Below are 25,027 nucleotides of genomic sequence, written 5' to 3' on the forward strand. Positions count from 1 at the left end.
GACTAAGGAGGTATACCGATGAGTATTATTCGCAGGGTTCGTGACTTGACAGTCGCGACATTAAATGAGCGGCTGGAGAAAGCGGAAGATCCGGTCAAGCTGATCGATCAATTTCTATGGTCGACGCGTGAAGAGATCATCCAGGCCGAGCGGCTGTATCAACAATATATGGGGCACGGGAACCACCTGAAAAACCAATGGCTGCAAGCCGAGCAAATGAAGGAAAAACGGGAGCAGCAAGCGATTATCGCTCTGAAGGCCGGCGAAGAACAGGTAGCGCGCATTGCGCTGCAGGATAAAGCGGGAAGCGAAGAACGCGCCCTGCAGTATCGCGAATTGTATGAACAGACCCTTAACAACATTCAGGACCTTGAGCAGCAGCTGCGTGAGCTGCGCAGCGAGTATCAGGCTGTCTACGACAAACGTGAGTATTACGCCGCAAGGATGGAGTCGCTTCGACTGCAGCAGCGGATGAATGCCCGCTATGCCGGAGGCCCAACAGCAGCCGCTCCCGGGCAGCAGCCATCAGGCATGTTCCGCAGGCTGGAGGACCGCATTACCGACATGGAGCTGGAAGCTAAAAGCCTGCGTGAAATACGCCGGGCCGGGGCAGAATTTCTCTCTGAAGCGGGCTCTACGATCCAGTCGGCCATCGAGCGGGAAATGGAACAGCTGAAACGCAAATTACAGCAGGAAGGATGGAAATCGTCATGAAGAAACTGTATCGGTCGCGACGGGACAAGAAGCTCTTCGGATTATGCGGCGGCATCGCCGAGATGCTCAATGTTGATGCGACACTGCTGCGGATTCTTCTGATTGTCCTGACTGTGTTTACAAGCGGCGCTTTAATTGTTGTTTATATATTAGCCGGTCTGGTCGTCCCCAAGGAGCCTATCCCCTATAATGGATTTGGCCCAGGCGGATTCGGTCCCGGTCCAGGCGGTTATGGCGGCGGGAACTACAATAACGGTGGCTGGAATAATGGCGGAGGCTACTATTCCAATCCAGGCCAAAGCCCGGGATATAACGGTTCTTATACGAATACAAACCCGAACATACCTCCATCCGGTCCCCAACGAGGTTCTGCCAACTGGCAGCAGGGGCAGCCAGCATCCAATCTGGATGCGATGATGGAAGAGCTGGAAATCAAGGCGCTGCGCCGTGAAATTGACGAACTGAAAGCCAAACTAGCCAAGCAAGAGAAGGGAGAGTTTTAAAAATGAGTATATTTAAACGTATGAAAGATATGACGAAGGCATCGATGCATGAGCTTTTGGATAAAATGGAGGATCCGGTGGTGATGCTGAATCAGTATCTGCGGGATATGGAGGCCGAGATCCATCAGGCAGAGCTGACCGTCGCCAAGCAAATGGCCAACGAGCGCCGCATGAAACAGCGCCTGGACGAAGCAGTCCGCAGCGCGGCAGACCGGGAGGCAAAAGCCGAAACGGCCATTCGCGCCGAACAGGAAGAGCTTGCACGCAAGCTGCTGGAAGAGAAAATTTTCTTCGATCAAAAAGTAACGGAATATGGTGAAATGCATGCCGGGGCAAAAGCGCAGGCAGAAGAGCTCATGCAGCAGCTGCACGGCATGAAGGATGAGTTCTATCAGCTTCGCAACAAACGCAATGAACTGGCGGCCCGCGCACAAATGGCGAAAGCCAAGAAGCAAATGGCTCAGGTAACAACCGTTCATTCCATCGAAAGCGGAAATGCATCGCGCGGCTTTGGCCGGATGGAAGAGAAAATTATGCAGCTGGAAGCGGAAGCCGATGTAATGCGCGTTCCATTCAGCACGCACGGCAGCAGCACTTCTGCCGGGATCGTGGATCCTTCGAAACAACTGAAGGTGGAAGAGCAGCTGCAGGCGCTTAAAAACAAGCTGAACCCTTCTTCATCCTCGCCATCGCTTGAGAAAGCAAGTGTTACAGAAGAATAAGCATAAACAAACCTGCAGTCGGGGCTTCAAAAAGAAGCGCCGGCTGTGGCTTGTCTTTATGCTCTTTACATAGAGAGGAGCAACCTTTAATGGCTGACAAGTCGCCTGCGGATTTGCCGCCGGATGGCCATTCACGTAAACCGGAAAGCGCGAATACGGAAGGGCAGCGTCAAGCTCCATCCATGCTGCGCAATGATGGCGGAATTCCGCAGGGAGTCCGGGATCAGGGTAAACGGGGAAATGCCGCCGAGACAGTCATATGGCTGCTCGTCATTCTTGGATTGATTGTACTGGTCATGCAGGGAACGAACTATGTGCAGCTGTTCGCTCTGCAAACGAAGGCGGCCGCTATCGGTCTTTCCGTGATTGGGGTTGGACTTGCTGCTGCTGCGGTTTACAGCTATCTGCAGGGAATTAAACTGCGGGCCGCTATCAAACGGTTAACCGATCAGCAGCGGCGGAAGAAGCAGCGTGTGACGCTTCCTTCCGTAGATCATGAAGCGGGAACTGTGGATGAAATGACCAAGGATCAGGAAGTATGGACCGAGCAGGTCCGCTTCTCGGCTGTTATTCAGGAGCGGGAACGGCTTGCGCGGGAGCTTCATGATGCGGTCAGCCAGCAGTTGTTCGCGATTTCGATGACGGCGACGGCGGTCAGCCGTACCTTGGAGAAGGATTGGGAGCGGGCGAAACGCCAGGTGCAGTTGATTGAAGAAATGGCATCTGTCGCCCAATCCGAGATGAGAGCGCTGCTGCTGCATCTTCGGCCCATTCATCTGGACGGCAAGAACCTGGGGCAGGCTTTATACAGTCTGGTCGAGGAGTTGAAACAGAAGGTGCCGATGCACATTACGCTGGAAGTGGATGATTCGATTATGCTCGACTCAGAGGCGGAGGATCATCTGTTCCGGATCGCTCAAGAGGCATTATCCAATACGCTTCGACATTCCAAGGCAGAGCAGGTTCTGATTCGGCTGAAGGGTTATGGAAATGATGTGCAGCTCACCTTTCAGGACAATGGGGTCGGATTTGATCTGGAAGCGAAGAAACAAACCTCGTACGGGCTGCTGACGATGGAAGAGCGCGTCAATGTGCTCGGGGGTTCCATACGTCTGACTTCTGCACCCGGACAAGGCGTGCATATTGACATTAAGGTTCCGGTTACGGTTCAATGAAGAGAGGGGAATCGCACCTTGATGGAGGCGACGAATTCAGTGGATATATTGGAACAACCGATTAAAGTGCTGCTTGTTGACGATCACGAGATGGTGAGAATTGGGTTGGCTGCTGTGCTTAATACCGAGGACGGCATCGAAGTTGTGGGTGAAGCGAGCAACGGCATGGAAGGCATCCGTCTGGCCCAGGCCTATAAGCCGGATGTTGTTCTGATGGATCTGGTTATGGAAGGGATGGACGGGGTCGAGACGACACGCAAGCTGCTGGAACTGTATCCCGACTGTAAAGTCATTGTATTAACCAGCTATCTGGACGACAGCAAAATGTATCCGGTTATAGAGGCAGGGGCCTTCAGCTACCTGCTCAAAACCTCGCGCGCAAACGAAATCGCCGATGCGATCCGCGCTGCCGCAAGAGGGCAGTCGGTGTTGGAGCAGCAGGTTGCCGCGAAGATGATGAACCGTTTTCGCCAGCCCAAGGCAGACTCGGTGCGCCCTGCGCATGAGCAGCTGACCGAGCGGGAAATGGATGTATTGAAATGCGTAGCCAGAGGACAGTCCAACCAGGAGATTGCCGAAACGCTGTTTATCGGCATCAAGACCGTCAAATTTCATGTAACGAATATTTTTGCCAAGCTTGGCGTGGATGATCGTACACAAGCCGCGATTTATGCGCACAAGCAGGGGTTGGCGGATTAATTTAATTATGGACTGTGCCGCATTGAAGCTGTGACCGCATGAGAGGAAAAACATGGAAGCCGTACCCGTTTAGTTGGGGAAGCGGCTTTTATCCATTTCCAAAGAAATTGCCCCATCCCCGTATTCACTCACTCTCACTCACGATGTTTCATCAATTGAGCATGAATCCATTGACATATACCGGTTAAATCCTCCAGCTGGAACAACTTCCGGTCTTCTTCCAGAGAGAATGACGCGGCAGCGGAAACATGATCGGTAATCGGTTGCGGAGTATCCGACGGTACACCGCTATTCGCAGCGGGTATGCAAAATGACGGCCAAACTGCGGCGGCCGCTACGGCATGAAGCGTAAGCAGAAGCTTCATATCCTCCGGTTCTTTCAGCAGAACAAGCTTGGGATATAGCTCGTGTTTGAAGCCTTCGACAAAAACGATATCCATATCGGCCATCTGTGCCAAAAGCCCATGAAGCGGCTCCGGGCTGTTTCTCATGATGGCGCTGCGCTCGGGCGAGCTGATAGCCGTGACATCCGCGCCGGCTTGCTGGTGCTTCCACGTATCCGTGCCCGGCGTGTCGATCGTGAAATGATGGGCATCATGCTTGATGGTGCCGACTTTGAAGCCAAGCCCCTTGAAGCGCCGGATCATTTCCGCGGTTAATGTAGTTTTGCCGCTGTTCTTGAAGCCGACAATTTGCAAAACAAAGACCGGAGTGGTCCGGGAAGGATTCGAATTAGAAGTTGTCATACCATTACTTTATCATAATATTGCGAATGAGGGGGACAGCCCTTTTTCTGCTCCAGCTATGGAGCGGTTCTGCCGGTAATGATACAATTGAAGGGTTAGCACGCATGCATGGCAAAATTAATTGGTAGCGTCATCATTATACAGCTTAGCCTGGATGACAGCAGCAGGAGGAGGACGATTGTGCAGGACCTGCAGGGATCGTCGCGATTTGACAGGCGCGCAGTGAAGGTGGATGAAGCGGCGCGTCTTGTGCTTGAGGCAGTCCGGCCTGGCGGGCACGAAATCGTGCCGCTTGAACGGGCTGCCGGCCGGCGGCTGTCGGAGCAGATGCGCGCAAGCTGCGACTGGCCGCCCTTTGCGCGGTCGGGACTGGACGGTTACGCCGTCCGCAGCGCCGATACGGCGCAAGCCTCGCCGCAGGCTCCGGCGGCGCTGCGCGTGGTTTACGCCGTGGCCGCAGGGGAGCTTGCCCCGGTGGCCGTTGAGCGGGGAACCGCCGTGCGCATCATGACCGGCGGGGCAGTTCCCGGAGGGGCGGACGCCGTCGTCATGCTGGAGCAGACGGAGGACTCCTGGGAGGGCGGGCAGCCGGTGGTGTGGGTGAAACGCGCCGCCGCGCCCGGTCAGAACATTGCGCCGCCCGGCGAGGAATTCCGCCGGGGAAGCCTGCTTGCTGAGGCCGGCGCGCTGCTGCGTCCGGGCCATCTGGCTCTGCTCGGCACATTCGGCTATGCCAATGTGCCGGTGTTTGCGCGCCCGCGCGTCGCGGTGCTCGCGACCGGCGCGGAGCTGCTGCCGGTCGCGGCTCCGCTTGCGCCGGGCAGCATCCGCGACAGCAACAGCGCCATGGTCGCGGCAATGGCGGAGCAGAGCGGCGCGGTTGCGCTGCCGCTCGGAAGGCTTGCGGACGACCGGACCACGGTCGTCCAAGCGCTTGCTTCGGCGCTTGCCCAAGCCGATATCGTGGTAACCACCGGAGGCGTCTCGGTGGGTGACTACGATATCATGGCCGCCGTTATGCACGGCCTTCGCCCCGGTGAGCCTGACAAAGACCCTTCCAATGAAGGGTCCGGACAGGCAGGTGACAGGCTGTTGTTCAATAAAGTGGCGATGCGTCCGGGAAGCCCGACTTCCGCAGCCATTGTGCAAGGCAAGCTGCTGCTCGCCTTGTCAGGCAATCCCGGAGCCTGCTTCGTAGGCTTCGAATTGTTTGTCCGGCCGGCGATTCTGCATATGCAGGGTTCCTCCAGGGAAGCAGCGCTGCCTAAGGTCATGACGGCCAGGCTTGCTGCCTCCTATGAGAAAGGCTCTCCGCATGAGCGGTTTGTGCGGACCCGCTTGTATGTGGATCAGGGAATGCTGCATGCCGATCCGCTTGCCTTCGGAAAGTCGAGCATGATGGCTTCCATCCCGGACGCGGAAGGGCTGATCCGGATTCCGGCTGGACCGTCAGGACCGCGTGCAGGCACGCTTGTTGATGTGCTGCTTCTGTAGCTGGCGCTTGAGGGCAGCATGTGGCCGACCGCCGTCATGCAGCGCCGCACCGCGCGCCGGGAGCTGCGCACGGTGAAAATTCATTAAAGTACTTATCTATAATATAACCTGCTTGGGGGCGGACCACCTGCATGTTCTTTCACTCTTCAAATGGTGGAATTGACGAGCACTCCATTCATTTGCAGCTGCAGGCAGGACTGCATGGAGGCCTGATAGGCCATAAAGGATTGGAATTCCGGGGAGGAAGGGCTTAATAAGGCATCGGCGGGCAGCTGCTCGAAGCGGGCCAGAGACTTGGCCAGCCGCGGTGCAATCCCGTCCAGCCCGGTGACGATCCGCCGAACCTCTTCCGGCTGCCCGGCAATAACCGCACTGAGTTTTTTTTCATTCAATTTCCATTCACCGGCGGCTGATTGCCAGATCCCGATACGGGCCGACGCAGCTTCTTTTAATGGCTGATCCACGCTTTGCTTGAGCGATTTATTCAAATAATCGGAGGCGTCGTCATAAACCGAATTAAGCTTGTTAGCTTGATTTAACAAAGCTGTCATCTGCTCAGATATGGCTTTCTCATTGTAGCCGATACTGATCTTCACAGGAGACTTGGTTGTATCTCTGAGCTGAATGGAGGCCTTGCCGTCCTGAAGCAGAATTTCGTTGCTATGGGAATTCCGGGGTTGATCGCCATTCAGACGGTACACCGCGTTTGTTCCGGGGACCGCAACAGTGCCGATGCCGGTTGCCGCAATCGCGCTGCCGCCAAGATCAGTCAATGAAAAAGAATACTCCGCACCTGTCTTATCTGCTTCCGCCTCGAGTCTGACGGTGCCTTTGGCCGTATCTTCCCTAACCAGCACGGTAATCCCGAACTTAGCGCTGTTGAGTGCATCCCGTATCTTGCCAAGCGAAGCGGCATTGCTGCTGGAAGTGCCGACCGATACGGCAATAACACGCTGACGGCCATCAACAGCTATAACAAAGGTATGGGTTCCGGCGCTGACAATAGATGGCGCTGATCGGGTCAGATCGTAACCGGTATTACGCTGCGGTTTGGCGATGGCAAGTGCCTGAACCTCGAAGGAGGCCCGGCTTGCTTCGAATGAGGCTTGTCCCGTTACGGCGTCAGGATCGGTAGAAATAACCGAACGCTGCTCAAAAGCAGAGGTGCTCTTGTTAGCCAGCGTATTGGCGGCAGCCCTCAGCTCGAAGCTCTGTCTCAGCCACGATGAGGCAAAATCAGCCGCATGCTTCATTGTTTTCCCTGCATGAGGCGGAATCTGGAAGGATCTGCTATTATGGAAAGAGCCGCCCCTGTTAGAAGAAGAAGTCTCTCCATCATATGTAAATGGATATTGATCCGCCTCAATAGCTGGCTGCACGGCATAAAGCTGATTACGCGAAATGGGTGACACAGGATCGATCATGAACCATCACCTCCGGGAATATTTGAATATTTAAAGCGCCTGCGAGAGAAGACAGCCCTCGCGGCTTTTGTGCAAGATGGCGCGCGGGCTGTCTGTTTCTGGCCATTCATCTGCTGCTCTGACATTGTTATATAAGAAGAAACAAGAACGCAATCAATGATAAATCAATAAACGATTCAACAAATGGGTTGTAGCCATATCCGTAACCGTACGGGCCAAAAGCTTTGACTTGAGCCTTGGCTGACTGCGGGATTGCGGCTTTTGATTTCAATTTTGTGGATTTGCCTTTTTTCTTGGATATATGGGGTACGCTCAGGAGTCCGCTCTGTAACTCTGCTGAAGTGCTCAGCAGTTGGTCGGGTCTTTCGTTTAAATATACCCTGTCGCCTTCGCATCTGCTCAAAATGCCGACATGCCGACTGCCATCGTGGGTGATAATGCATACGGGCATTCCGCAAAATCGGTTGATATGCTCCTCATGAAGCGGGAAACTGAATCCCATCCCTAGATTGATACCTCCCTGATTGCTTTTCAACAGTGTATTCAACCAGGTACGGATGTGTATGGTTATTTACCCACTCCAGACGCGTTTTGAAGCTGATGCTTAAGGAGGAATTTGTTCATGGGAGTCAAGACGCATACGCAGAAGGACCAAGGACCCGAATCAAAAAAACGGACAGGTATTTTTGCCGCTCTGATTGTTGTTACATTGGCGGCAGCGGCAGGATTATGGCAGGCCAGCCAGAATCAGCCTGATGGTTCTGAGAGCAGCCATCTGCTCGCGGATTTAACTGCCTTCTGGGGATGGGGTGACCGCGAATTTGCAGAGGGTGCGCAGCAGGCGGGCTGGACTTTCCGCTGGGATGGAGAAGCTGCTGCAGACACCGCCAGCCGTTTGGCGGAAAGGCTTCATATAGAAATGTCCCCCATTAGCTCCCCGCTTGGCGATGCGTATCAAGGATCAATTGGCGGCGGGATGGACAAGCCGGCCGTTACGGTTTGGTATCAGGAACAGGCGGATCGTCAGAAGAATCCGTCCGAGGGAGCGTCTATTCAAGCGGACGGGAAGGCACCCGTGCAATTAATTATTTTGCTGCAGCCGGATAAAGGCAGCAAATTGGATATCATAAAAGCATCGGCCGCCGAAATCGAGGAGATGGCAGTGGAAGAGAGAGTGCCGTTAAAGGGGAGCTTTACCGTCCGCGCCATGCCTGCCGCGGGCGCTTCGGCAAAAACATTCGCAAGGCTTGCTGCTGCCAAGCAAATCGAATCTTATGATGACGGACATACGCGGAGCGTCACCTACTTGAGCCCGAAGCTGCGCTCGGAAATCATGAGCGGCACTCAAAGTGTGAATATGCAGATTGCCCAGGTCCACTCTATGTCCGGGGACGAAGGGGAGCTGGTAATCGGAGTGCCGCTCATAACGGGTGATTATTCCGCAGGGAATTAGGATTTATTGAGGCTAGGATCAGATTTTTTTATGGGCTGATGAATAGCATCTCTCGTTCTGATATGCTAAACTACATAACATGATCCATGTAGGAATTCGGCTTTGCTGATTAAAAATACATAAGAGAGAATGAGGAATGACCGACGTGAGCAACCATGAATCAATTGCCGCAGCGGGTGCGGTTTATTATTTGTTTGGCGCTACAGGCGATTTAGCGCGGCGAAAGCTTTTTCCTGCGCTCTTCAGCTTATATAAAGAAGGCAAGTTGGCCGAGGATTTCGCCGTAGTGGGGCTGGCCCGCAGACCACGTACGAATGAAGAATTTCGTACAGACGTTTATGATTCCATCGGCGAATTTTGCCGGTACAAGCATGGCGACGATGAGACTTGGCAGAAATTTGCGCAGCATTTTGTCTATATGTCGCTCGACATCAATAATCTGGACGGCTTCCGGGCGCTGAGCAACCTGACGGAAGAGCTTGACGCCAGATTCGACATTCCCGGCAACCGCCTGTTCTATCTGGCCTTGTCTCCTGAGCTGTTTGGACCGGTATCGCTCAATCTGCGTGATGGCGGCCTGCTGGAATCGAAGGGATGGAACCGTCTTGTTATCGAGAAGCCGTTCGGTTACGATTTGCAATCTGCCCGCGACCTGAACGAGCAGCTCAGTCATGTGTTCAAGGAAGAGGAAATTTTCCGGATTGACCATTACCTGGGCAAGGAAATGGTTCAGAATATCGAGGTTATCCGCTTTGCCAACGCGTTCTTCGAGCCGCTCTGGAACAATAAGCACATCGCCAATGTGCAGATTACATTGTCCGAAACCGTCGGCGTTGAAGAACGGGGAGGCTATTATGATAAATCCGGCGCCCTGCGCGACATGGTGCAGAATCATTTATTGCAGATGCTGGCGATGATTGCCATGGAGCCGCCGAGCAGGCTTCATCCCGAGGATATCCGCGACGAGAAGGTTAAAGTATTCCGTTCGCTCCGCCGCTTCGCTAGCGGCGAGGAAGTGAAGCAGAATGTTATACGGGGCCAATATTCAGAGGGCTCAGCCAAGGATAAATCATTGAGCGGGTACCGGCAGGAAGACTCCGTGAATCCGGAATCCAAAACCGAGACCTATTTTGCAGCCAGGGTGTTTGCGGATAATTTCCGCTGGGCAGGCGTACCCTTCTACATCCGCACCGGCAAACGGCTTCCGGTCAAGACAACGGAAATCGTCATCGAATTCAAAAACGTACCTGACAATATTCTGTTCGCGCGGCGCCATGATCTTTCACCAAACCTGCTCGTCATCCGCGTTAATCCGATGGAAGGCATATACATCAAAATCAATGCCAAAAAACCGGGCGTCGACAATGTTGTACAGCCGGTTGCCATGGAGTTCTGCCAAAGCTGCCAGGTCGGCTTGAATACGCCAGAGGCTTATGAACGTCTCATCTATGATGCTGCGCGCGGCGAGTCGACTTACTTCACCCGTTGGGATGAAGTGGCCCAGGCCTGGTCGTTCGTTGACCGGATCGCCGAGGCATGGAGAGAAGATGACGACAGTCTGCAGTTTTACCCGGCCGGTTCATGGGGACCCGAGCAAACAGACAAGCTCCTTGCCGAGGACGGTTATCATTGGTGGCCGGTAAACGGCCAGGATGAGGATAACGTCATCTGGATATCGGGAAGCTCCAAATAGTAGTTTCACCATAAAAGTCCACTCGCATCGGTCCCAATATCCTTATGTGATATTACGGATCGATGCTTTGCTGCATATGTTAGTTGAAGGCAAGCAGCGTTACGTAAAAACGAAGGGAACAGGGTAATGAGTAAAAGTTTAATGGACGAAATCAAGCAAGAAGTAGATAAGCGGCGGACCTTCGCCATTATCTCCCACCCGGATGCGGGGAAAACTACCTTGACGGAGAAGCTGCTGCTGTTCGGTGGCGCAATACGTCTTGCCGGAACGGTTAAAGCGCGTAAAGCAAGCCGTCACGCAACAAGCGACTGGATGGAAATCGAGAAGCAGCGTGGTATTTCGGTCACCTCTTCCGTCATGCAGTTTGATTACAATGGGCACCGGGTCAATATTCTGGATACCCCGGGCCATCAGGATTTCAGTGAGGATACGTACCGGACCTTGACTGCCGCGGACAGCGCAGTGATGCTTATCGACGTGGCCAAAGGCGTCGAGGCGCAGACGATCAAGCTGTTTCAGGTCTGCCGCAAGCGGGGAATTCCGATCTTTACGTTCATCAACAAGCTGGACCGCGAAGGCCAAAGCCCCTTTGACTTGATGGAGGAACTGGAACGCGTTCTCGGTATCCGGGCGGTCCCGATGAACTGGCCGATCGGCATGGGGCGTGAGCTCTGCGGCGTCTATGACCGGATGAAGAACCAGGTTGAGCTGTTCAAGGGCAATGATGATCATTCCAGCATCTCTGTGCGCAAAGTGGATGATTACAATGATTCGATCATTCGTGAGATGGCCGGCGATTATTTGCATAACCAGCTCGTTCAGGATCTCGAATTGCTAGATGTTGCAGGCGACCAGTTCGACTTTGAGAAAGTACGCGCCGGCGAACTGACGCCGCTGTTTTTCGGCAGTGCAGTTAACAATTTCGGTGTGCAGACATTTCTGGAGAACTTCCTGCAGCTTGCGCCGTCCCCGACGCCTCGCAATACGACAGACGGGCCGCTTGACCCGACGAATGAGAAGTTTTCCGGATATGTGTTCAAAATCCAGGCCAACATGAACCCGGCTCACCGTGACCGGATCGCCTTCCTGCGCATCTGCTCCGGCCGCTTCGAGCGCGGAATGAGCGTTCGGCACACGCGCGTGGGTAAAGAAATCAAGCTCGCGCAGCCGCAGCAGTTTCTGGCTCAGGACCGGGATATTGTCGAATCGGCATATCCGGGCGATATTATTGGACTATTCGATCCCGGCATTTTCCGGATTGGGGATTCGCTTTCCCAAGGAAGCGAGATTATCTTCGATGAGCTTCCAACCTTCTCGCCGGAGCTTTTCGCCAAGGTGACGGTCAAGAACGCATTGAAGCACAAGCAGTACCAGAAGGGAATCGATCAGCTGACCGAAGAGGGGACCATTCAGGTCTTTCATTCCACAAGCGGTTTTGACGAAACGATTCTGGGTGTGGTCGGCCAGCTGCAGTTTGAGGTTTTTGAATACCGGATGAGAGCGGAGTACGGTGTGGAGATTCAGCTTCACCGGATGCAGTTCCAATTTGCCCGCTGGATTGTAGATGACAAGATCGACCCTTCCAAATTCCGGATCAACTCTTCGCTGGTTAAGGATAAGAAGGATAATTACGTGGCTTTATTCGAGAATGAGTATGCCATGCGTACCGCGATAGATAAGAATCCAACATCCAAGTTTCTGGAGATGGCGCCATAGATTGGGGGTGAAGCTGCCAATGAAAATTTCACGGGTCTTGCGATTTATTTCCGCCATATTGGAAGCGTGTCTGGGAATTCCGATTATCGGGGGTATATTCGTTATCTCAATGTCCTATTCCCCGTTGATCTTTATGTTTGTGCTGCATCTTGTTACCTTGTTCTTCTGTTTCAGAGAACGTTCAGGGAAGATCGGAAGCATAGTGGGAATTGTTACTTCCTTGATTGCATGGATTCCTATTGTCGGGATGATTATGCATATCATTAGTGCCATCATCCTCTTGATCAGTGCGGCCGGTGACCGCTCATCGAATAATACGGGAAACCGTATTTAAGAATAGCTTCAGCTTTGTAAAATGATAATAGTCTCTCATCCCCTCTGGATTCCGATTCCAGGGGGGATTTTTTTAGAAGTCAGATCTTGTCGCAGGACGATCGGAGTTTAATGGGGGCGTCCGCTTTATGGTCTGTTAATAAAAAAGAAAACTTGCACACCTGGTGTGCAAGTTTTCTTTTTCCAAAAATTATATTTAAAACTATTGCCTCCAAATACTGCCGAATCCTATGAAAGAACTTTTACAGGGAGCTCACGTAAATAGCCCGGACATCCTCGCGGTCCAGCTTCTTGAAGTTGCCGAAAGGACCGTTAATCATCGCTTTGTCGACCATGATGTCAAGCTTGTCGTCGCCGATTCCGTAATCAGCCAGTCGGCTTGGGGCGCCGATCGAGTTCCAGAAGGCGCGGAGCGCCTGGATGCCTTCAAGCGCGGTTTCACGGTCGGATTTGCCAGCAGGATCGACTCCGAACACATTAACGGCAAATTGCTTGAAGCGGGGAACGCCGGCATCCAGAACATGCCCCATCCAGTTCGGGAACAAGATGGCAAGTCCTCCGCCATGCGGGATATCATAGACCGCGCTGACCGCATGCTCGATATTATGGCTTGCCCAGTCGCCTACTGTACCCATGGAGAGCATGCCATTCAAAGCCATTGTGCCGCTGTACAAAATCGTTTCGCGCTGCTCGTAGCTGTGCAGGTCGGCGATCAGTTTGGGAGCCGCATCAATTACGATGCGCAGCAGGGACTCAACAAACGCCGACTGGATCGGTGCGTTGGCGGTATGGTTGAAATAGTGCTCGAACAGATGGGACATGATGTCCGCGATTCCGTAGATCGTATGGTCCTTGGGTACGGAGCTGGTGGATTCGGGATCAAGGATGGAAAATTGCGGATAAGTCAAATTGCTGCCCCATCCGTATTTCTCCTGTGTGTCCCAATTGGTAATGACGGAGCCGCTATTCATTTCAGAGCCGGTTGCGGCGAGCGTCAACACGGTTCCGAAAGGAACCGCGGCCTTCGGCTCAGCTTTGCGCGTGACGATATCCCAGGCATCGCCGTCATATTTGGCTCCGACCGAAATGGCTTTTACGCAATCGATGACGCTTCCTCCGCCGACGGCAAGGATGAACTCAATGCCTTCCTTCTTGCACAAATCCGCGCCTTTGTTCACCGTGGTATGCCGCGGGTTGGGCTCCACGCCGCCGAGCTCGTGAATTTCGGCACCGATGCTGCGGAGCTGCTGCATGACGCTATCGTAGATGCCATTGCGTTTGATGCTGCCTCCTCCGTAAACGACAAGAATCTTGCTTCCGTATGGCTTGACCAGATCAGAAAGTCTCTCAAGCGTCCCCTTGCCGAAAACCAGCCGGGTTGGATTATGGTAAACGAATGTGTTCATAATTCGATCTCCTCCTGAATGATTTTGGAATTTTATATGTAGCATTCCCCAGCATTTATTATTATACCTGAGCGTTCATCCAGATTACATCTTAAGAAGTTGTGAATGTCTTAAAATATATGAACGTATAAAATTTCATGATGCGCTGCTTATATTTCTGAGGGGAGAAACCAGGCTGCACCGCCGAAGGTCGAAGACTGTCTATTTCTTGGAAAAGTCACGATTCAAGTTCAAGAAGGTGAATTGACTGAACTGGGCCGGCATGATACGATGGCTTTGTTCGAAATACGGAACAAGGGTTTATAATTTATTCACCTATTTAATCTGTATAAATCAGCGAATGCCCATCATGCAAGGATAGCATACAGAGTGTACAGCGTTAGAGATGAGACGGAAGAAAGAGGGAACGAGATTATGAATCAAAAATATGCTGTGCCGGCTCTTGACCGAGCACATGCCGTTATGGCGCTGCTCGCGGAGGAGCCGTATGTATGGAAGCTGTCGGATCTCTCCAGAAGGCTTGAAATCAGCAAAAGCACGCTGTTTTCTCTGCTCAGCACGCTGGAGCGGCTGCGGTGGATTGACCGTGACCGGAACGAAACCTACGCGCTTGGGAGCGTAATGGGCGATTTCGGAGGCGCTTACTTCCGCCAATATGATCTGATCGACCAATTCAAGCGCAATGCGGAGCCGGTTGTCCGCCGGCTACAGGAGTCCATCCAACTGGCGAGGCTGGACGGCGGGGATGTGCAGTATCTGGCGAAGGTCGAAGCTCCATCCCCGGTGCAGATGGTATCGGGCGCCGGCATTCGCTTCCCCGCCCATGCGACCGGGCTTGGCAAGTCGCTGCTGGCCTTCAGGAGCGAGGAGGAGGTGCGGGCAATCCTGCCGCAGGAGACGCTCAGCAAGATCACGGTGCATACGATCGGCTCGCGCGAAGCGCTGCTCAAAGAGCTGGAGGAGGTGCGCGCAAGCGGGTGCTCCATGGATATTCAGGAAGGGGTTATGGGCTTCTGCTGCGTAGCCGCGCCCATATTCGACCGCAGCCGGCAGGCTGCCGCAGCGATCAGCTGCTCCATGCCCATTCACCATTGGGAAGGCAAGAAGATGGAAGCCATACGCGAGGTTAAGGCCCTCGCCCAGCTGCTGTCCATTGCCGTCTGAGGCGCTCGCGAGGCAGGCGCATGGTGGTTGCAGGCGAGCCCGCGGATCCCATTTTCGGAAGCGCCCCGGAAAAGGGATCTTTTTTTATATTGACAGAGAGTAGGATGTATGAAAGAATAACCTCAATCATAATAATAAACGATGTTCATAATAATGAACAACAGGAGGTGTACAGCAGTCGATGGCGATCAGCACAACGATTATTTTTCGTATTGAGATGGATTTGTCGCTCATCAAGTTCAGTGATATCGCTGCAGTTGTACATCAAGGAGGCGGCGATATTGTCGCAGTCGATGTGATCCGGGCTTCCAGGGATGTAACGGTCCGCGACATTACCGTACAGTTGAATGTAGACGTACACGAACAGCTCGCCGGGGCGCTCCGGGCTCTTCCCGGCCTTCGGATCGTGAATGAGTCGGACAGCACCTTTCTGGCTCATCTGGGCGGCAAAATTCAAGTCACTCCCAAGATCCCTATCAAGAACAGGGAGGATCTCTCCCGCGTTTACACACCTGGGGTGGCCAGGGTATGCATGGCGATACGCGACGATCCGTCCAAGGTGTTTACTCTCACCGCGAAACGCAATTTGGTAGCGGTTGTCACGGATGGCACCGCAGTGCTGGGCCTTGGGGATATTGGGCCGGAAGCGGCTATCCCGGTCATGGAAGGTAAAGCGGTGCTGTTTAAACAATTTGCCGATGTGGATGCGTTCCCGATTTGCCTGGCGACAAAGGATACAGAGGAAATAATTTCGATTGTCAAAGCGATGTCGCCGATGTTCGGGGGTATTAATCTGGAGGATATCAGCTCTCCCCGCTGCTTCGAGATTGAGCGGCGCCTGCAGGAGGAGCTCGATATTCCGGTCTTCCATGATGACCAGCACGGTACGGCTGTCGTGCTGCTGGCGGGTCTGTTGAATGCGCTTCGCCTCACCGGCAAACGTATCGAGGAGGTATCGGTGGTCGTCTGCGGTGTCGGTGCCGCCGGTGCGGCTTGCATCGATATGCTGCTGGCGGCGGGAGTGACCGAGCTTGTGGCGGTGGATCAAGCGGGCGCTCTGATCGCCGGCGAGCATGATGACCATCCGGCGCATAAGCGGATTGCCGCCAAGACAAATCCGAAAAGCAAGCGCGGCTCGCTGTCCGATGTGATTGATGGAGCTGACGTCTTCATCGGCGTGTCCCGCGCCAATCTGCTTAAGCCGGACGATGTCAGGCGCATGGCCCCTGAACCGATCGTCTTTGCGATGGCTAATCCGGAGCCGGAGATCGATCCGGAGGTTGCGGAGCCGCTGGTTGCGGTACTGGCAACGGGTCGAAGCGATTATCCGAATCAGATTAATAATGTATTGTGCTTCCCCGGCATTTTCCGCGGGGCGCTGGACTGCCGGGCCAAGGTAATCAATGAGGAAATGAAGCTGGCAGCCGCGTATGCCATTGCCGCCATCGTAAGCGATGACGAACTGGGCAAACAGTATATCATCCCAAGCATTTTCAATGACAAGGTGGTTCCGCGTGTGCGGGATGCCGTGATCGAGGCGGCTATCCGGACTGGCGCTGCGAATCGGATACCGCGTGAGCTGCAGCAGTCGGCCCGCCAGCCGGTCGCGGCCGATGAGGTTTTCTAAAATGATTTCAAATCAGAGAGGAACGTGAGAACACATGAATGCTAACAACCAGGCTTTGCAAAATGCAGGGATTCAACTGACCGCCGACCTGACCCGGGAACAGCTTGAAATCCTGACCCCTGAGGCGCTGGGCTTCGTCGCCGAGCTGCACCGGTCGTTCAACGGTACGCGCGAAGAGCTGTTGAAGGTCCGCATTGAGCGGCAGAAACGGATTGATGCGGGCGAGCTGCCTGATTTTCTGCCCGAGACGCTTGCCATCCGGCAGGGGGATTGGAAAATCATCTCCGTGCCTGCCGATCTTCAGGATCGCCGTGTGGAAATAACCGGGCCTTCCGGCGACCGGAAAATGGTTATCAACGCGCTTAACTCGGGCGCCAAGGCCTTCATGACCGATTTCGAGGATGCGAATTCCCCGACCTGGGATAATTCAATCGGCGGACAAATCAACCTTCGTGACGCGATTCGCAAAAGCATCGACTTCGTGAGTCCTGAAGGAAAAGCTTACAAGCTGAACGAGCAGGTTGCTGTACTGATTGCCCGCCCGAGAGGCTGGCATATGACGGAGAAGCATATGCTGGTGGATGGCCAGGAGATATCGGCAAGCCTGTTCGACTTCGGTCTTTATTTCTATCATAATGCCAGAGAGCTGCTGGCCCGCGGCAGCGGTCCTTATTTCTACCTTCCGAAGCTTGAAAGCCATCAGGAGGCCCGTTTGTGGAATGACGTATTCGTTCAGGCGCAGCAGACGCTGGGTATTCCGCAGGGAACCGTCAAGGTAACGGTTCTGATCGAGACGATCATGGCGGCTTTTGAGATGGATGAGATCCTGTATGAGTTGAAAGAGCATATCGCGGCGCTCAACTGCGGCCGTTGGGATTATATTTTCAGCTACATCAAAAAACTGCGCAAGCAGCCGCACATCATCCTGCCTGACCGCAGCGTTGTCACAATGACGGTTCCATTCATGCGTTCCTACTCGCTGCTGGCGATCCAAACCTGCCATAAACGCGGCGCTCACTGCATGGGCGGGATGGCGGCGCAAATTCCCATCAAGAATAACCCTGAAGCCAATGAAGAAGCGCTTGGCAAGGTCAGAGCGGACAAATGGCGAGAAGCCTCGGATGGCCATGACGGCACATGGGTGGCGCATCCCGGCCTCGTGCCGATAGCGCTCGCGGTATTCGACGAGCTGATGCCGGAAGCCAATCAGGTGTCCAAGCAGCTGGATGTCACCATTACGGCGAGCGATCTGCTCACTCCCGCTGCCGGCGATATTACCGAGACCGGGCTGCGTACCAATATCAGCGTCGGCATCCAGTATATCGAGGCATGGCTACGGGGAATCGGCGCCGTACCGATCAATAACCTGATGGAGGACGCGGCAACGGCTGAGATTTCACGGGCGCAGGTATGGCAGTGGATCAAGCATCCCCAAGGCGTTCTCAGCGACGGACGCCGCATAACGGTTGAACTGACCCGTACCTTGATTGACGAGGAGCTGCAGGCCATCCGTACGAAAATCGGGGAGAGCGCTTATGAGAGCGGAAAATTCGACGTGGCCAGCCGCTTGTTCGCCGAGATGAGCGAAGCGGAGGATTTCGAGGAGTTTCTGACACTGCCCGGTTATCGTTATTTGTAGGTCTGCAGACAGAGGAATCGGCAAGAAGGATATTTTTAGAAGCATGAACTTGCAGACCTGGAACAGATATTCCTTCATCTGATTCTCTGGTGCAGCGTCTTGGCGGCCGATGACAGCAAGCGGCGCTGGAACATGTTTATCAGGCGGAGCGCGAAAATGCGCTCCGCCTGTAAATGTTAAGCGGCGCAGGCAGCGGGCGCGGGGAGCGGCAGGGATCGCTTTTCGCACCTTGGGCAGCTCGCCGCGCGTGGTGTTTCGCTGCATGACGGCGGTCGTTTGACCACATGCAGCCCTTGCAGCACAGAGAAATTTCCGGGAGACAGGTTACTTTATAGCGATCAATTCGTTACAATGGATGTGGGATGCTTGTCGCAGCTGCAGCTTGAATTGTCTTCTACATAAGTCCGCAGATTAAATTGGCCCAAGGGAGGCAGGCCCGCATTTCGAAGAGGAAAAGAGGAAAGACCGACCATGTCTGAAAAGGTAAAAAAAGGCTCATGGATCCACTACGCCATTATTATCGCGGTCCTTCATATTGCCGGTCTTGCAGGGCTGCTCACGGTTGTGCATGATCTTCCCGCTTTCTGGAGCATGGGCTTGTTGGCGTATACGCTTGGTCTCCGCCATGCTTTTGATGCTGATCATATCGCGGCTATCGACAATTCGGTACGGAAGCTGGTGCAGGAGAAGCGGAATGCGCTGGGGACAGGATTTTATTTTTCCCTTGGCCATTCTTCGGTTGTTTTTCTGATGGTTGTCGCTTTATGCATATCGCTCCAGTGGGCGCAGGGCTTCATGCCGGATATGCAGCGGGTCGGCGGTGTGATCGGAATGAGCGTATCGGGGATCTTTTTGCTGATCGTGGGGCTTATCAATCTGGTGGTTCTGGTGAAGCTGGTTGCCATCATACGCAAAGGCCGCCATGTCAGGACGGATCCGGCGAAGCTTGAGCAGCTGCTTGAATCGCGGGGACTGATCGCCCGGCTGGCCAAGCCTGCATTAAAGCTGGTAAGCCGCAGCTGGCATTTGTACCCGCTCGGGTTTCTGTTCGGTCTGGGCTTCGATACCGCTACGGAGATTGGGCTGCTTGCGCTGTCTGCTTCAGCCGTGCAGAACGCCGCACCTGTATGGGGCTTGCTTTCGCTGCCCCTGCTGTTCGCTGCAGGCATGAGCCTGCTGGATACGGCAGACGGCGTATTTATGACGAGAGCCTACAACTGGGCGCTCATCACGCCGATGCGAAAGCTGTATTACAATACGACGATCACCGCAGTCTCGGTAGCTGCTGCTCTTATCATCGGAGCTGTAGAATTGCTGCAGACGTTTTCCGGAGAGATGGCGCAGGAAAATCCGCTCTTCAGTTGGGTGAACCGCTTGAATTTCGATTACATGGGTTACGGCCTGGCGGCCCTCCTGTTTGGAGCGTGGCTGGTGTCGGTGCTCCGCCGGAGATCGAATCCAATCATTAAAAATGTTGAAAGCTGATATTGAGTTCTCTGGACTACCTGCAAAGCATTGGGCGGATTTTGTGATAAATCCGTCCTTTATTATGATGATTGGGATGAGGGGCTGAATTATACTTATTTCATAAGGAGGCGTTGAGCCATATGGCCTTGCCGAAAATGATAAAAATCCGTCAGCATTTTCATGCACCAGCAGTCGAAAATATAGAGGCGACAGTTGCCGCTGAGATCAGGAAACCGGAGATTGCCGGGCGAATTCAGCCAGGTCAGCGGATTGCGATTACGGCTGGCAGCAGGGGAATTGCGAATATATCCCGGATTATTGCAGCAGTCGCAGCTGAAATCAAGTCATACGGGGCTCATCCTTTTATTGTGCCGGCTATGGGCAGCCATGGCGGAGCGACCGCGGAAGGACAGATTGAGGTGCTGGAAAGTCTGGGCGTTACCGAGGAGAAATGCGGGGCGCCTGTGATCAGCTCCATGGACGTGGTAGAAATCGGGCAGACGCAAGGCGGAACCGCCGTCTACATGGACCGTCATGCTTCTGAGGCGGATGGCGTCATATTGGTCGCACGCATCAAGCTGCATACCGATTTCAAGTCGCCTGTCGGAATTGAAAGCGGCCTGACAAAAATGGCGGCGATCGGGCTGGGCAAGCATAAGCAGGCGCTGCTGCTGCATTCCTACGGAGTGCCCGGCATCCGGGATATTATGCCCGAAGTTGGCAAGGTTGTGATTGAATCGGGCCGGATTGTGTTCGGTCTCGGGATTGTGGAAAATGCCGTCGAGCAGACCTCCATACTGGAAGCCATAGAACCGGATAGGATCAATGAACGCGAGCAAGCGCTGCTGCTTGCTTCTGCAGCCATGTATCCGAAGCTTCCGACGGATGAGCTGGATATTCTCATTGTCGATGAAATCGGCAAAAACCACAGCGGCACCGGTATGGATACGAACATCATCGGCCGAATGCGGATTCAGGGAGAAGCGGAGCCGGTGTCGCCCCGGATCAAATACGTCATCGCAGGCGATCTGAGCGAGGAATCCCACGGCAATGCGCTTGGTATCGGACTTGCAGATCTGACCACGACCCGACTGGTTGATAAAATCGACCGGAAGATAATGAATGAGAATGTTATTACCAGCACGTTTCTCTCCCGGGCATCGGTACCGATCACCCTGGACAATGACCGTGCGGCGCTGACGGCGGCGCTGCGGGCGAATTGGAACGTACCGGAGGAACGGGCGAGAATTGCCCGTATCGTAAGCACGCTTCACGTCGAGCATATCTATGTATCGGAGTCCGTTTATGAGGAAATTCAAGCCTCGCCGAACATCGAGACCGAAGGCGGGTGGGAGGAATTCCGGTTCGACGAGGACGGGAATTTACCGTCATTCTAACAGGCCGGTGATAATCCGGTGAAGCAGGCGGAAACAGAATGGTAAAGCTGCAAGCTGCCTGTGGAAAGCTGCCTTGTAAGCTTCTGGTTGCGAGCAATGAAATCTCGAATTAGCAGCATGCGCTTGCGAGCAATGTGCCTCGAATTAGCAGCATTGCGCTTGCGAGCAATGTGCCTCAAATTTACCAGCTTGCGCAGCCGGACTTTTTGAGCATGCAAGCCAACCAGGCTGAGGGCAAGTGATCCTCTTTGATTACGAAAGGAGAAGCTATGGAATTTGCTATGATCGCCGATGATCTTACAGGTGCTAACGACAGCGGCGTGCAGCTGGCTGCGAGCGGCTACAGCACGTCGGTGCTGTTCCGGCTTGACGGGGAAGCACCGGGCAGTCTTGATGCGGTTGTGCTCAATACGGACAGCCGTGCGGATTCACCCCAAACAGCCTATGCCAAGGTGAGGAATGCTGCCGATTATGTGAGCCGGCTATCCGCCGGAATCGTATACAAGAAGCTCGATTCAACGCTTCGGGGAAATATCGGAGCCGAGCTTGATGCGGTGTACGATGCGTTCAAGCCGGATTTTATCGTGCTTGCGCCGGCATACCCCGGCAATGGCCGGACAACCGAGAACGGTTGCCAATACCGGGACGGGACGCTTGTTCATAATACAGAAGCGGCGCATGACCCGGTAACGCCGGTGACGGAATCCTACATTCCAAGACTGGTGGGGATGCAAAGCCAGCGGGCGTGTGCGCTCATCACCCGCGATGAGCTGATGGATCAGCCGGCGCTTGCCGTACGGCTGGACCTGCTGCGCAAGGCCGCGGTTCCGTACCTGCTGTTCGATGCCCTATATGATGAGGATCTGGATCATGTGGCAAGGTCGATGGCGGGCAGCGGTCTGCGCATCGTCTGGGCAGGCTCGGCCGGGCTTGCCCGCAGCCTGGCCCTGCAAGCTGCGGATCGGGCATGGGGCGGCGGGGCCGGATTGAAGTCACAGAAACCGGGGACCGGACAAGGCCCAACCTCCGGAATGGGGACACAGCCGGCGCTTGCCGTTATCGGCAGTGTCAGCGGCATCTCCAGAGGACAACTGACCTATATGCTGGAAGCGGGAGTGAACGGTGTGGCCGTTCAATCCGATTTGCTTGTTGGCGGCGGCGACGCCCGCAATCAGGAGATTCACCGTGCGGCGGTTGAAGTTGGAGCTTCCCTGTCGAGCGGGAAGGACACCGTATTGTACTGCTCCGCCAATGAAGAAGATATCGTTCGCGCGAAGGCGATGGGAGAGCGGCAGGGACTGCGTCCCACAGAGGTGGGGGCTGTCATTGCCGAGGGGCTTGCCGAGGCATTGGTGGAAGCGCTGCCAGAGTGTGAGCCGGCCGGCTTTGTCATGACTGGCGGCGATACCGCGGGACATATCTGCTCGCTGATCGGGGCGAAGCGATTCGACCTGCTGGGCGAAGTGGAGACGGGCGTTCCGTTGGGGCGTCTAATCTGCAGGGACAAACAATGGACGGCAGTGACCAAGGCGGGCGGATTTGGCACGAAGGCAGTGCTGCTGCAGGCAATGAAACGAATTAAGGAGGCGAGTCGGATATGAAGCCGATTATTGGTATTACGATGGGCGATGCGGCGGGTGTGGGCCCGGAGGTAATTGTAAAAGCACTGGCAACCCAAGAGGTGTTCGACCTGTGCCGGTCAGTTGTTATCGGGGATGCCGGAATTCTGGAGCGTGCCGTTCGGGTAACAGGGTCGCCCGTGGCGATCAGACGCATCCAGTACATGAGCGAGGCGTTATATGACAAGGGGAGCATCGATTGCATCGATCTGAATGTGCTGCCGGATGATCTGCCCTTCGGCGTTCTGTCGGCAAGCGCGGGCGATGCCGCATACCGCTTTATCGCCAAGGCGGTGGAACTGGCGCAGGCTGGGGATATCGATGCCATCTGCACGGCTCCGCTCAATAAAGAGGCGCTCCATATGGGCGGCCACCGGTTTCCGGGGCACACGGAGATTCTGGCCCATTTGACGGAAACCGAGGATTACTCCATGATGCTGGCCACGCCAAATTTGAAAGTTATCCATCTGACAACGCATCTTGGACTTATCGATGCGATCGCAAGTATCAATCCGGAGCGGACCTACCGCGTAATCAAACTGGCACACGACACATTGGAGCAGGCGGGCTTCCCTAATCCGACGATCGCGGTGTGCGGCATTAATCCTCATGCCGGGGAGAACGGATTGTTCGGATACGGCGAAGAGGAAGAGAAGCTGATTCCCGGCATCAAGCGTGCGCTTGAAGAGGGGATTCAGGTATCCGGTCCTTATCCGGCGGACACGCTGTTCTACCGGGCGGCCCGCGGCGATTTTCAGATGGTGGTGGCTTGCTACCACGACCAGGGGCATGCGCCGATCAAGGTGCTCGGAATCGAGGCCGGGGTCAATATTACGGTCGGACTCAAGGGCGGCGTGATCCGCACATCGGTCGATCATGGTACGGCCTTCGATATCGCGGGCACGAACAAGGCCGACGAACGCAGCATGATCGCGGCGATCCGCTATGCCGCAGAGCTTGCCCCGAAGAAACGCTAGAGCTATTTTTCCATAAAACAATTTCTATAGTAGATGAAATCACGTCTGATGGGGGGAATAGGTGATGAAATGGCAAGCGACAGATGCATACTCTCATTTCGGACTGCCTCGTTTCGGTTCGGTTGAGCAGCTGCTTCACTATATGGACGTTCATGAGATTGAGCGCGCGGTCACGGTGCTGGGTCCGCTTGTGCCGGACCTTCAGTCACTGGCACGGGCAAGCGCGGAGCATGCCGATCGTCTGCGGTGTGTCGGCATCCCTTTCGGGGAAACGAAGGCGCAGCGCCAGGAGATTACCCGGCTCCAGCTGGATGCCGGCGCGATGGCGATCCGGTTCGAATACCGCGAAGCGATGGAAGACCCGGAGGTGCTGGATATCGTCGGGGAAAGGGGGCGGTGGGCTTACGGAATCGACGCCTGCCGCGACCAGCGGATAGCGAAGCTTTATCTGCAATGGCTGGCCCGTTATCCGGATGCGCGGCTGGCTGCGCCGCATTTCATGTACGCCGACTTTCAGTCGAATGATGCTGAGCGTGCAGGAGGTTTCATCACCGAGCTGATGGGTCATCCGCGTTTCTACGGTATTCTGGTACGGAACCTGGGGATGTGCGGTTCCATTCCCCCGCATGGCGAATATAAAGCGTGGATCAACTATGTGCTGGAGCATTGCGGAGCGGAGCATCTCATGTGGGGCAGCGAGTATCCTGTCCTCTTCTGGCGCAATGAGCGCGCGGAAGCGGCGCTTGAGGTGTTCCGCGGATTTATGGACACATGCAGCGAGGAGCAGTTCCGCCTGATCGCCGGTACTAATGCGAATAAGCAGTTCTTCTCCGGCGAGCCTCCGGCATCCCGGGCGATCGAAATTCCGGGATGGGTAGAGGAGCAGTTCCGCAGGAACCGCAATGTGACCTTCTTTCCGAAGGGGCTTGAGCTGCCTGTTGACGATTACGAACGGCTTCTGGCGGCTTATATGAATTCACCTGCGTTCAGCCAGGGCGCAAGCATGTCGGATTATTTGCTGAAGACCTGGAAAAGCGATATGTAAGGAGGCAGCCAGCT

General features: G+C 54.5%; 22 protein-coding genes. 18 read left to right on the forward strand and 4 right to left on the reverse strand.

The window, feature by feature from the left end:
* The first annotated feature begins 18 nt into the window (after positions 1-18).
* The 5 genes from AC0YNV_RS12650 to AC0YNV_RS12670 all read left to right on the forward strand — a co-directional run bounded on the left by AC0YNV_RS12650 (position 19) and on the right by AC0YNV_RS12670 (position 3,813).
* Positions 19-714 (forward strand): PspA/IM30 family protein, encoded by a 696-nt coding sequence (locus AC0YNV_RS12650; protein ID WP_210038115.1) that lies wholly within the window; start codon positions 19-21, stop codon positions 712-714.
* On the forward strand, positions 711-1,217 hold the full coding sequence (locus tag AC0YNV_RS12655; protein WP_475768436.1) for a PspC domain-containing protein: 507 nt from the start codon (positions 711-713) through the stop codon (positions 1,215-1,217). The genes AC0YNV_RS12650 and AC0YNV_RS12655 overlap by 4 nt, the downstream gene beginning before the upstream one ends.
* Positions 1,218-1,219: 2 nt before the next feature.
* The gene (locus AC0YNV_RS12660; protein WP_210038117.1) at positions 1,220-1,939 is read left to right on the forward strand and encodes a PspA/IM30 family protein; all 720 of its coding nucleotides are present in this window, start codon (positions 1,220-1,222) and stop codon (positions 1,937-1,939) included.
* An 89-nt stretch (positions 1,940-2,028) separates the two neighbouring features.
* Entirely contained in the window at positions 2,029-3,114 is a 1,086-nt protein-coding gene (locus AC0YNV_RS12665; RefSeq protein ID WP_379113911.1) for a sensor histidine kinase, read from the forward strand.
* A gap of 21 nt (positions 3,115-3,135) precedes the next feature.
* Positions 3,136-3,813 (forward strand): response regulator, encoded by a 678-nt coding sequence (locus tag AC0YNV_RS12670; protein ID WP_210038118.1) that lies wholly within the window; start codon positions 3,136-3,138, stop codon positions 3,811-3,813.
* A gap of 134 nt (positions 3,814-3,947) precedes the next feature.
* Here AC0YNV_RS12670 and mobB read toward each other — a convergent pair whose 3' ends face one another.
* On the reverse strand, positions 3,948-4,559 hold the full coding sequence (mobB, locus tag AC0YNV_RS12675) for a molybdopterin-guanine dinucleotide biosynthesis protein B (protein ID WP_475768437.1): 612 nt from the start codon (positions 4,557-4,559) through the stop codon (positions 3,948-3,950).
* A gap of 108 nt (positions 4,560-4,667) precedes the next feature.
* Between mobB and AC0YNV_RS12680 the strand changes: the two genes are divergently transcribed.
* On the forward strand, positions 4,668-6,053 hold the full coding sequence (locus AC0YNV_RS12680; protein WP_475768438.1) for a molybdopterin molybdotransferase MoeA: 1,386 nt from the start codon (positions 4,668-4,670) through the stop codon (positions 6,051-6,053).
* Positions 6,054-6,199: 146 nt separating this feature from the next.
* On the opposite strand, the gene AC0YNV_RS12685 is transcribed toward AC0YNV_RS12680, so the two are convergent.
* Together AC0YNV_RS12685 and AC0YNV_RS12690 are read right to left on the reverse strand one after the other, a co-directional pair.
* Positions 6,200-7,477: a hypothetical protein gene (locus AC0YNV_RS12685; protein WP_475768439.1), complete on the reverse strand. Its 1,278-nt coding sequence runs from the start codon at positions 7,475-7,477 to the stop codon at positions 6,200-6,202.
* A 127-nt stretch (positions 7,478-7,604) separates the two neighbouring features.
* A complete protein-coding gene (locus AC0YNV_RS12690; RefSeq protein WP_475768440.1) occupies positions 7,605-8,012 on the reverse strand; it encodes a hypothetical protein in 408 nt (135 codons plus the stop codon).
* Positions 8,013-8,099: 87 nt separating this feature from the next.
* Between AC0YNV_RS12690 and AC0YNV_RS12695 the strand changes: the two genes are divergently transcribed.
* The 4 genes from AC0YNV_RS12695 (at position 8,100) to AC0YNV_RS12710 (ending at position 12,673) form a co-directional block, all read left to right on the forward strand.
* The gene (locus AC0YNV_RS12695; protein ID WP_475768441.1) at positions 8,100-8,930 is read left to right on the forward strand and encodes a YwmB family TATA-box binding protein; all 831 of its coding nucleotides are present in this window, start codon (positions 8,100-8,102) and stop codon (positions 8,928-8,930) included.
* Between the two features lie 136 nt (positions 8,931-9,066).
* Positions 9,067-10,623 (forward strand): glucose-6-phosphate dehydrogenase, encoded by a 1,557-nt coding sequence (gene zwf, locus AC0YNV_RS12700; RefSeq protein ID WP_475768442.1) that lies wholly within the window; start codon positions 9,067-9,069, stop codon positions 10,621-10,623.
* A gap of 126 nt (positions 10,624-10,749) precedes the next feature.
* Positions 10,750-12,339, forward strand: a complete 1,590-nt coding sequence (locus AC0YNV_RS12705; protein WP_475768443.1) for a peptide chain release factor 3 — start codon at positions 10,750-10,752, stop codon at positions 12,337-12,339.
* Between the two features lie 19 nt (positions 12,340-12,358).
* Positions 12,359-12,673 carry a hypothetical protein gene (locus AC0YNV_RS12710; RefSeq protein ID WP_475768444.1) on the forward strand — a complete coding sequence of 105 codons (315 nt, stop codon included), beginning with the start codon at positions 12,359-12,361 and terminating at the stop codon, positions 12,671-12,673.
* Between the two features lie 241 nt (positions 12,674-12,914).
* On the opposite strand, the gene AC0YNV_RS12715 is transcribed toward AC0YNV_RS12710, so the two are convergent.
* A complete protein-coding gene (locus AC0YNV_RS12715) occupies positions 12,915-14,078 on the reverse strand; it encodes an iron-containing alcohol dehydrogenase (protein ID WP_475768445.1) in 1,164 nt (387 codons plus the stop codon).
* 414 nt (positions 14,079-14,492) lie between these two features.
* Here AC0YNV_RS12715 and AC0YNV_RS12720 point away from each other — a divergent pair, with 414 nt between their 5' ends.
* From AC0YNV_RS12720 to AC0YNV_RS12755, 8 genes are all read left to right on the forward strand, one after another.
* The gene (locus tag AC0YNV_RS12720) at positions 14,493-15,242 is read left to right on the forward strand and encodes an IclR family transcriptional regulator (protein ID WP_210038128.1); all 750 of its coding nucleotides are present in this window, start codon (positions 14,493-14,495) and stop codon (positions 15,240-15,242) included.
* Positions 15,243-15,423: 181 nt separating this feature from the next.
* Positions 15,424-16,869, forward strand: coding sequence for an NAD-dependent malic enzyme (locus AC0YNV_RS12725; protein WP_210038129.1), 1,446 nt, complete (start codon positions 15,424-15,426; stop codon positions 16,867-16,869).
* 34 nt (positions 16,870-16,903) lie between these two features.
* On the forward strand, positions 16,904-18,508 hold the full coding sequence (gene aceB / locus AC0YNV_RS12730; RefSeq protein WP_475768446.1) for a malate synthase A: 1,605 nt from the start codon (positions 16,904-16,906) through the stop codon (positions 18,506-18,508).
* A gap of 471 nt (positions 18,509-18,979) precedes the next feature.
* A complete protein-coding gene (locus AC0YNV_RS12735) occupies positions 18,980-19,993 on the forward strand; it encodes a HoxN/HupN/NixA family nickel/cobalt transporter (RefSeq protein WP_475768447.1) in 1,014 nt (337 codons plus the stop codon).
* 122 nt (positions 19,994-20,115) lie between these two features.
* Positions 20,116-21,372 (forward strand): nickel pincer cofactor-dependent isomerase, group 22, encoded by a 1,257-nt coding sequence (locus tag AC0YNV_RS12740; RefSeq protein ID WP_475768448.1) that lies wholly within the window; start codon positions 20,116-20,118, stop codon positions 21,370-21,372.
* 269 nt (positions 21,373-21,641) lie between these two features.
* A complete protein-coding gene (locus AC0YNV_RS12745; RefSeq protein WP_475768449.1) occupies positions 21,642-22,973 on the forward strand; it encodes a four-carbon acid sugar kinase family protein in 1,332 nt (443 codons plus the stop codon).
* Complete coding sequence (gene pdxA, locus AC0YNV_RS12750) at positions 22,970-23,968, forward strand: 4-hydroxythreonine-4-phosphate dehydrogenase PdxA (protein WP_475768450.1); 999 nt, start codon at positions 22,970-22,972, stop codon at positions 23,966-23,968. The genes AC0YNV_RS12745 and pdxA overlap by 4 nt, the downstream gene beginning before the upstream one ends.
* A gap of 64 nt (positions 23,969-24,032) precedes the next feature.
* On the forward strand, positions 24,033-25,013 hold the full coding sequence (locus tag AC0YNV_RS12755) for an amidohydrolase family protein (RefSeq protein ID WP_475768451.1): 981 nt from the start codon (positions 24,033-24,035) through the stop codon (positions 25,011-25,013).
* The last annotated feature ends 14 nt before the right edge of the window (positions 25,014-25,027 follow it).

The sequence above is a fragment of the Paenibacillus sp. JT31N11 genome, assembly GCF_056269285.1.

Coding starts and splice junctions, on each gene's coding strand:
- zwf (WP_475768442.1), top strand. CDS start 9,067: ATGACCGACGTGAGCAACCATGAATCAATTGCCGCAGCGGGTGCGGTT.
- AC0YNV_RS12715 (WP_475768445.1), bottom strand. CDS start 14,078: ATGAACACATTCGTTTACCATAATCCAACCCGGCTGGTTTTCGGCAAG.
- AC0YNV_RS12755 (WP_475768451.1), top strand. CDS start 24,033: ATGAAATGGCAAGCGACAGATGCATACTCTCATTTCGGACTGCCTCGT.
- AC0YNV_RS12745 (WP_475768449.1), top strand. CDS start 21,642: ATGGAATTTGCTATGATCGCCGATGATCTTACAGGTGCTAACGACAGC.
- AC0YNV_RS12740 (WP_475768448.1), top strand. CDS start 20,116: ATGGCCTTGCCGAAAATGATAAAAATCCGTCAGCATTTTCATGCACCA.
- AC0YNV_RS12665 (WP_379113911.1), top strand. CDS start 2,029: ATGGCTGACAAGTCGCCTGCGGATTTGCCGCCGGATGGCCATTCACGT.
- AC0YNV_RS12710 (WP_475768444.1), top strand. CDS start 12,359: ATGAAAATTTCACGGGTCTTGCGATTTATTTCCGCCATATTGGAAGCG.
- AC0YNV_RS12725 (WP_210038129.1), top strand. CDS start 15,424: ATGGCGATCAGCACAACGATTATTTTTCGTATTGAGATGGATTTGTCG.
- AC0YNV_RS12655 (WP_475768436.1), top strand. CDS start 711: ATGAAGAAACTGTATCGGTCGCGACGGGACAAGAAGCTCTTCGGATTA.
- AC0YNV_RS12670 (WP_210038118.1), top strand. CDS start 3,136: ATGGAGGCGACGAATTCAGTGGATATATTGGAACAACCGATTAAAGTG.
- AC0YNV_RS12650 (WP_210038115.1), top strand. CDS start 19: ATGAGTATTATTCGCAGGGTTCGTGACTTGACAGTCGCGACATTAAAT.
- AC0YNV_RS12735 (WP_475768447.1), top strand. CDS start 18,980: ATGTCTGAAAAGGTAAAAAAAGGCTCATGGATCCACTACGCCATTATT.
- mobB (WP_475768437.1), bottom strand. CDS start 4,559: ATGACAACTTCTAATTCGAATCCTTCCCGGACCACTCCGGTCTTTGTT.
- AC0YNV_RS12695 (WP_475768441.1), top strand. CDS start 8,100: ATGGGAGTCAAGACGCATACGCAGAAGGACCAAGGACCCGAATCAAAA.
- AC0YNV_RS12685 (WP_475768439.1), bottom strand. CDS start 7,477: ATGATCGATCCTGTGTCACCCATTTCGCGTAATCAGCTTTATGCCGTG.
- AC0YNV_RS12720 (WP_210038128.1), top strand. CDS start 14,493: ATGAATCAAAAATATGCTGTGCCGGCTCTTGACCGAGCACATGCCGTT.
- AC0YNV_RS12680 (WP_475768438.1), top strand. CDS start 4,668: ATGGCAAAATTAATTGGTAGCGTCATCATTATACAGCTTAGCCTGGAT.
- AC0YNV_RS12660 (WP_210038117.1), top strand. CDS start 1,220: ATGAGTATATTTAAACGTATGAAAGATATGACGAAGGCATCGATGCAT.
- aceB (WP_475768446.1), top strand. CDS start 16,904: ATGAATGCTAACAACCAGGCTTTGCAAAATGCAGGGATTCAACTGACC.
- AC0YNV_RS12705 (WP_475768443.1), top strand. CDS start 10,750: ATGAGTAAAAGTTTAATGGACGAAATCAAGCAAGAAGTAGATAAGCGG.
- pdxA (WP_475768450.1), top strand. CDS start 22,970: ATGAAGCCGATTATTGGTATTACGATGGGCGATGCGGCGGGTGTGGGC.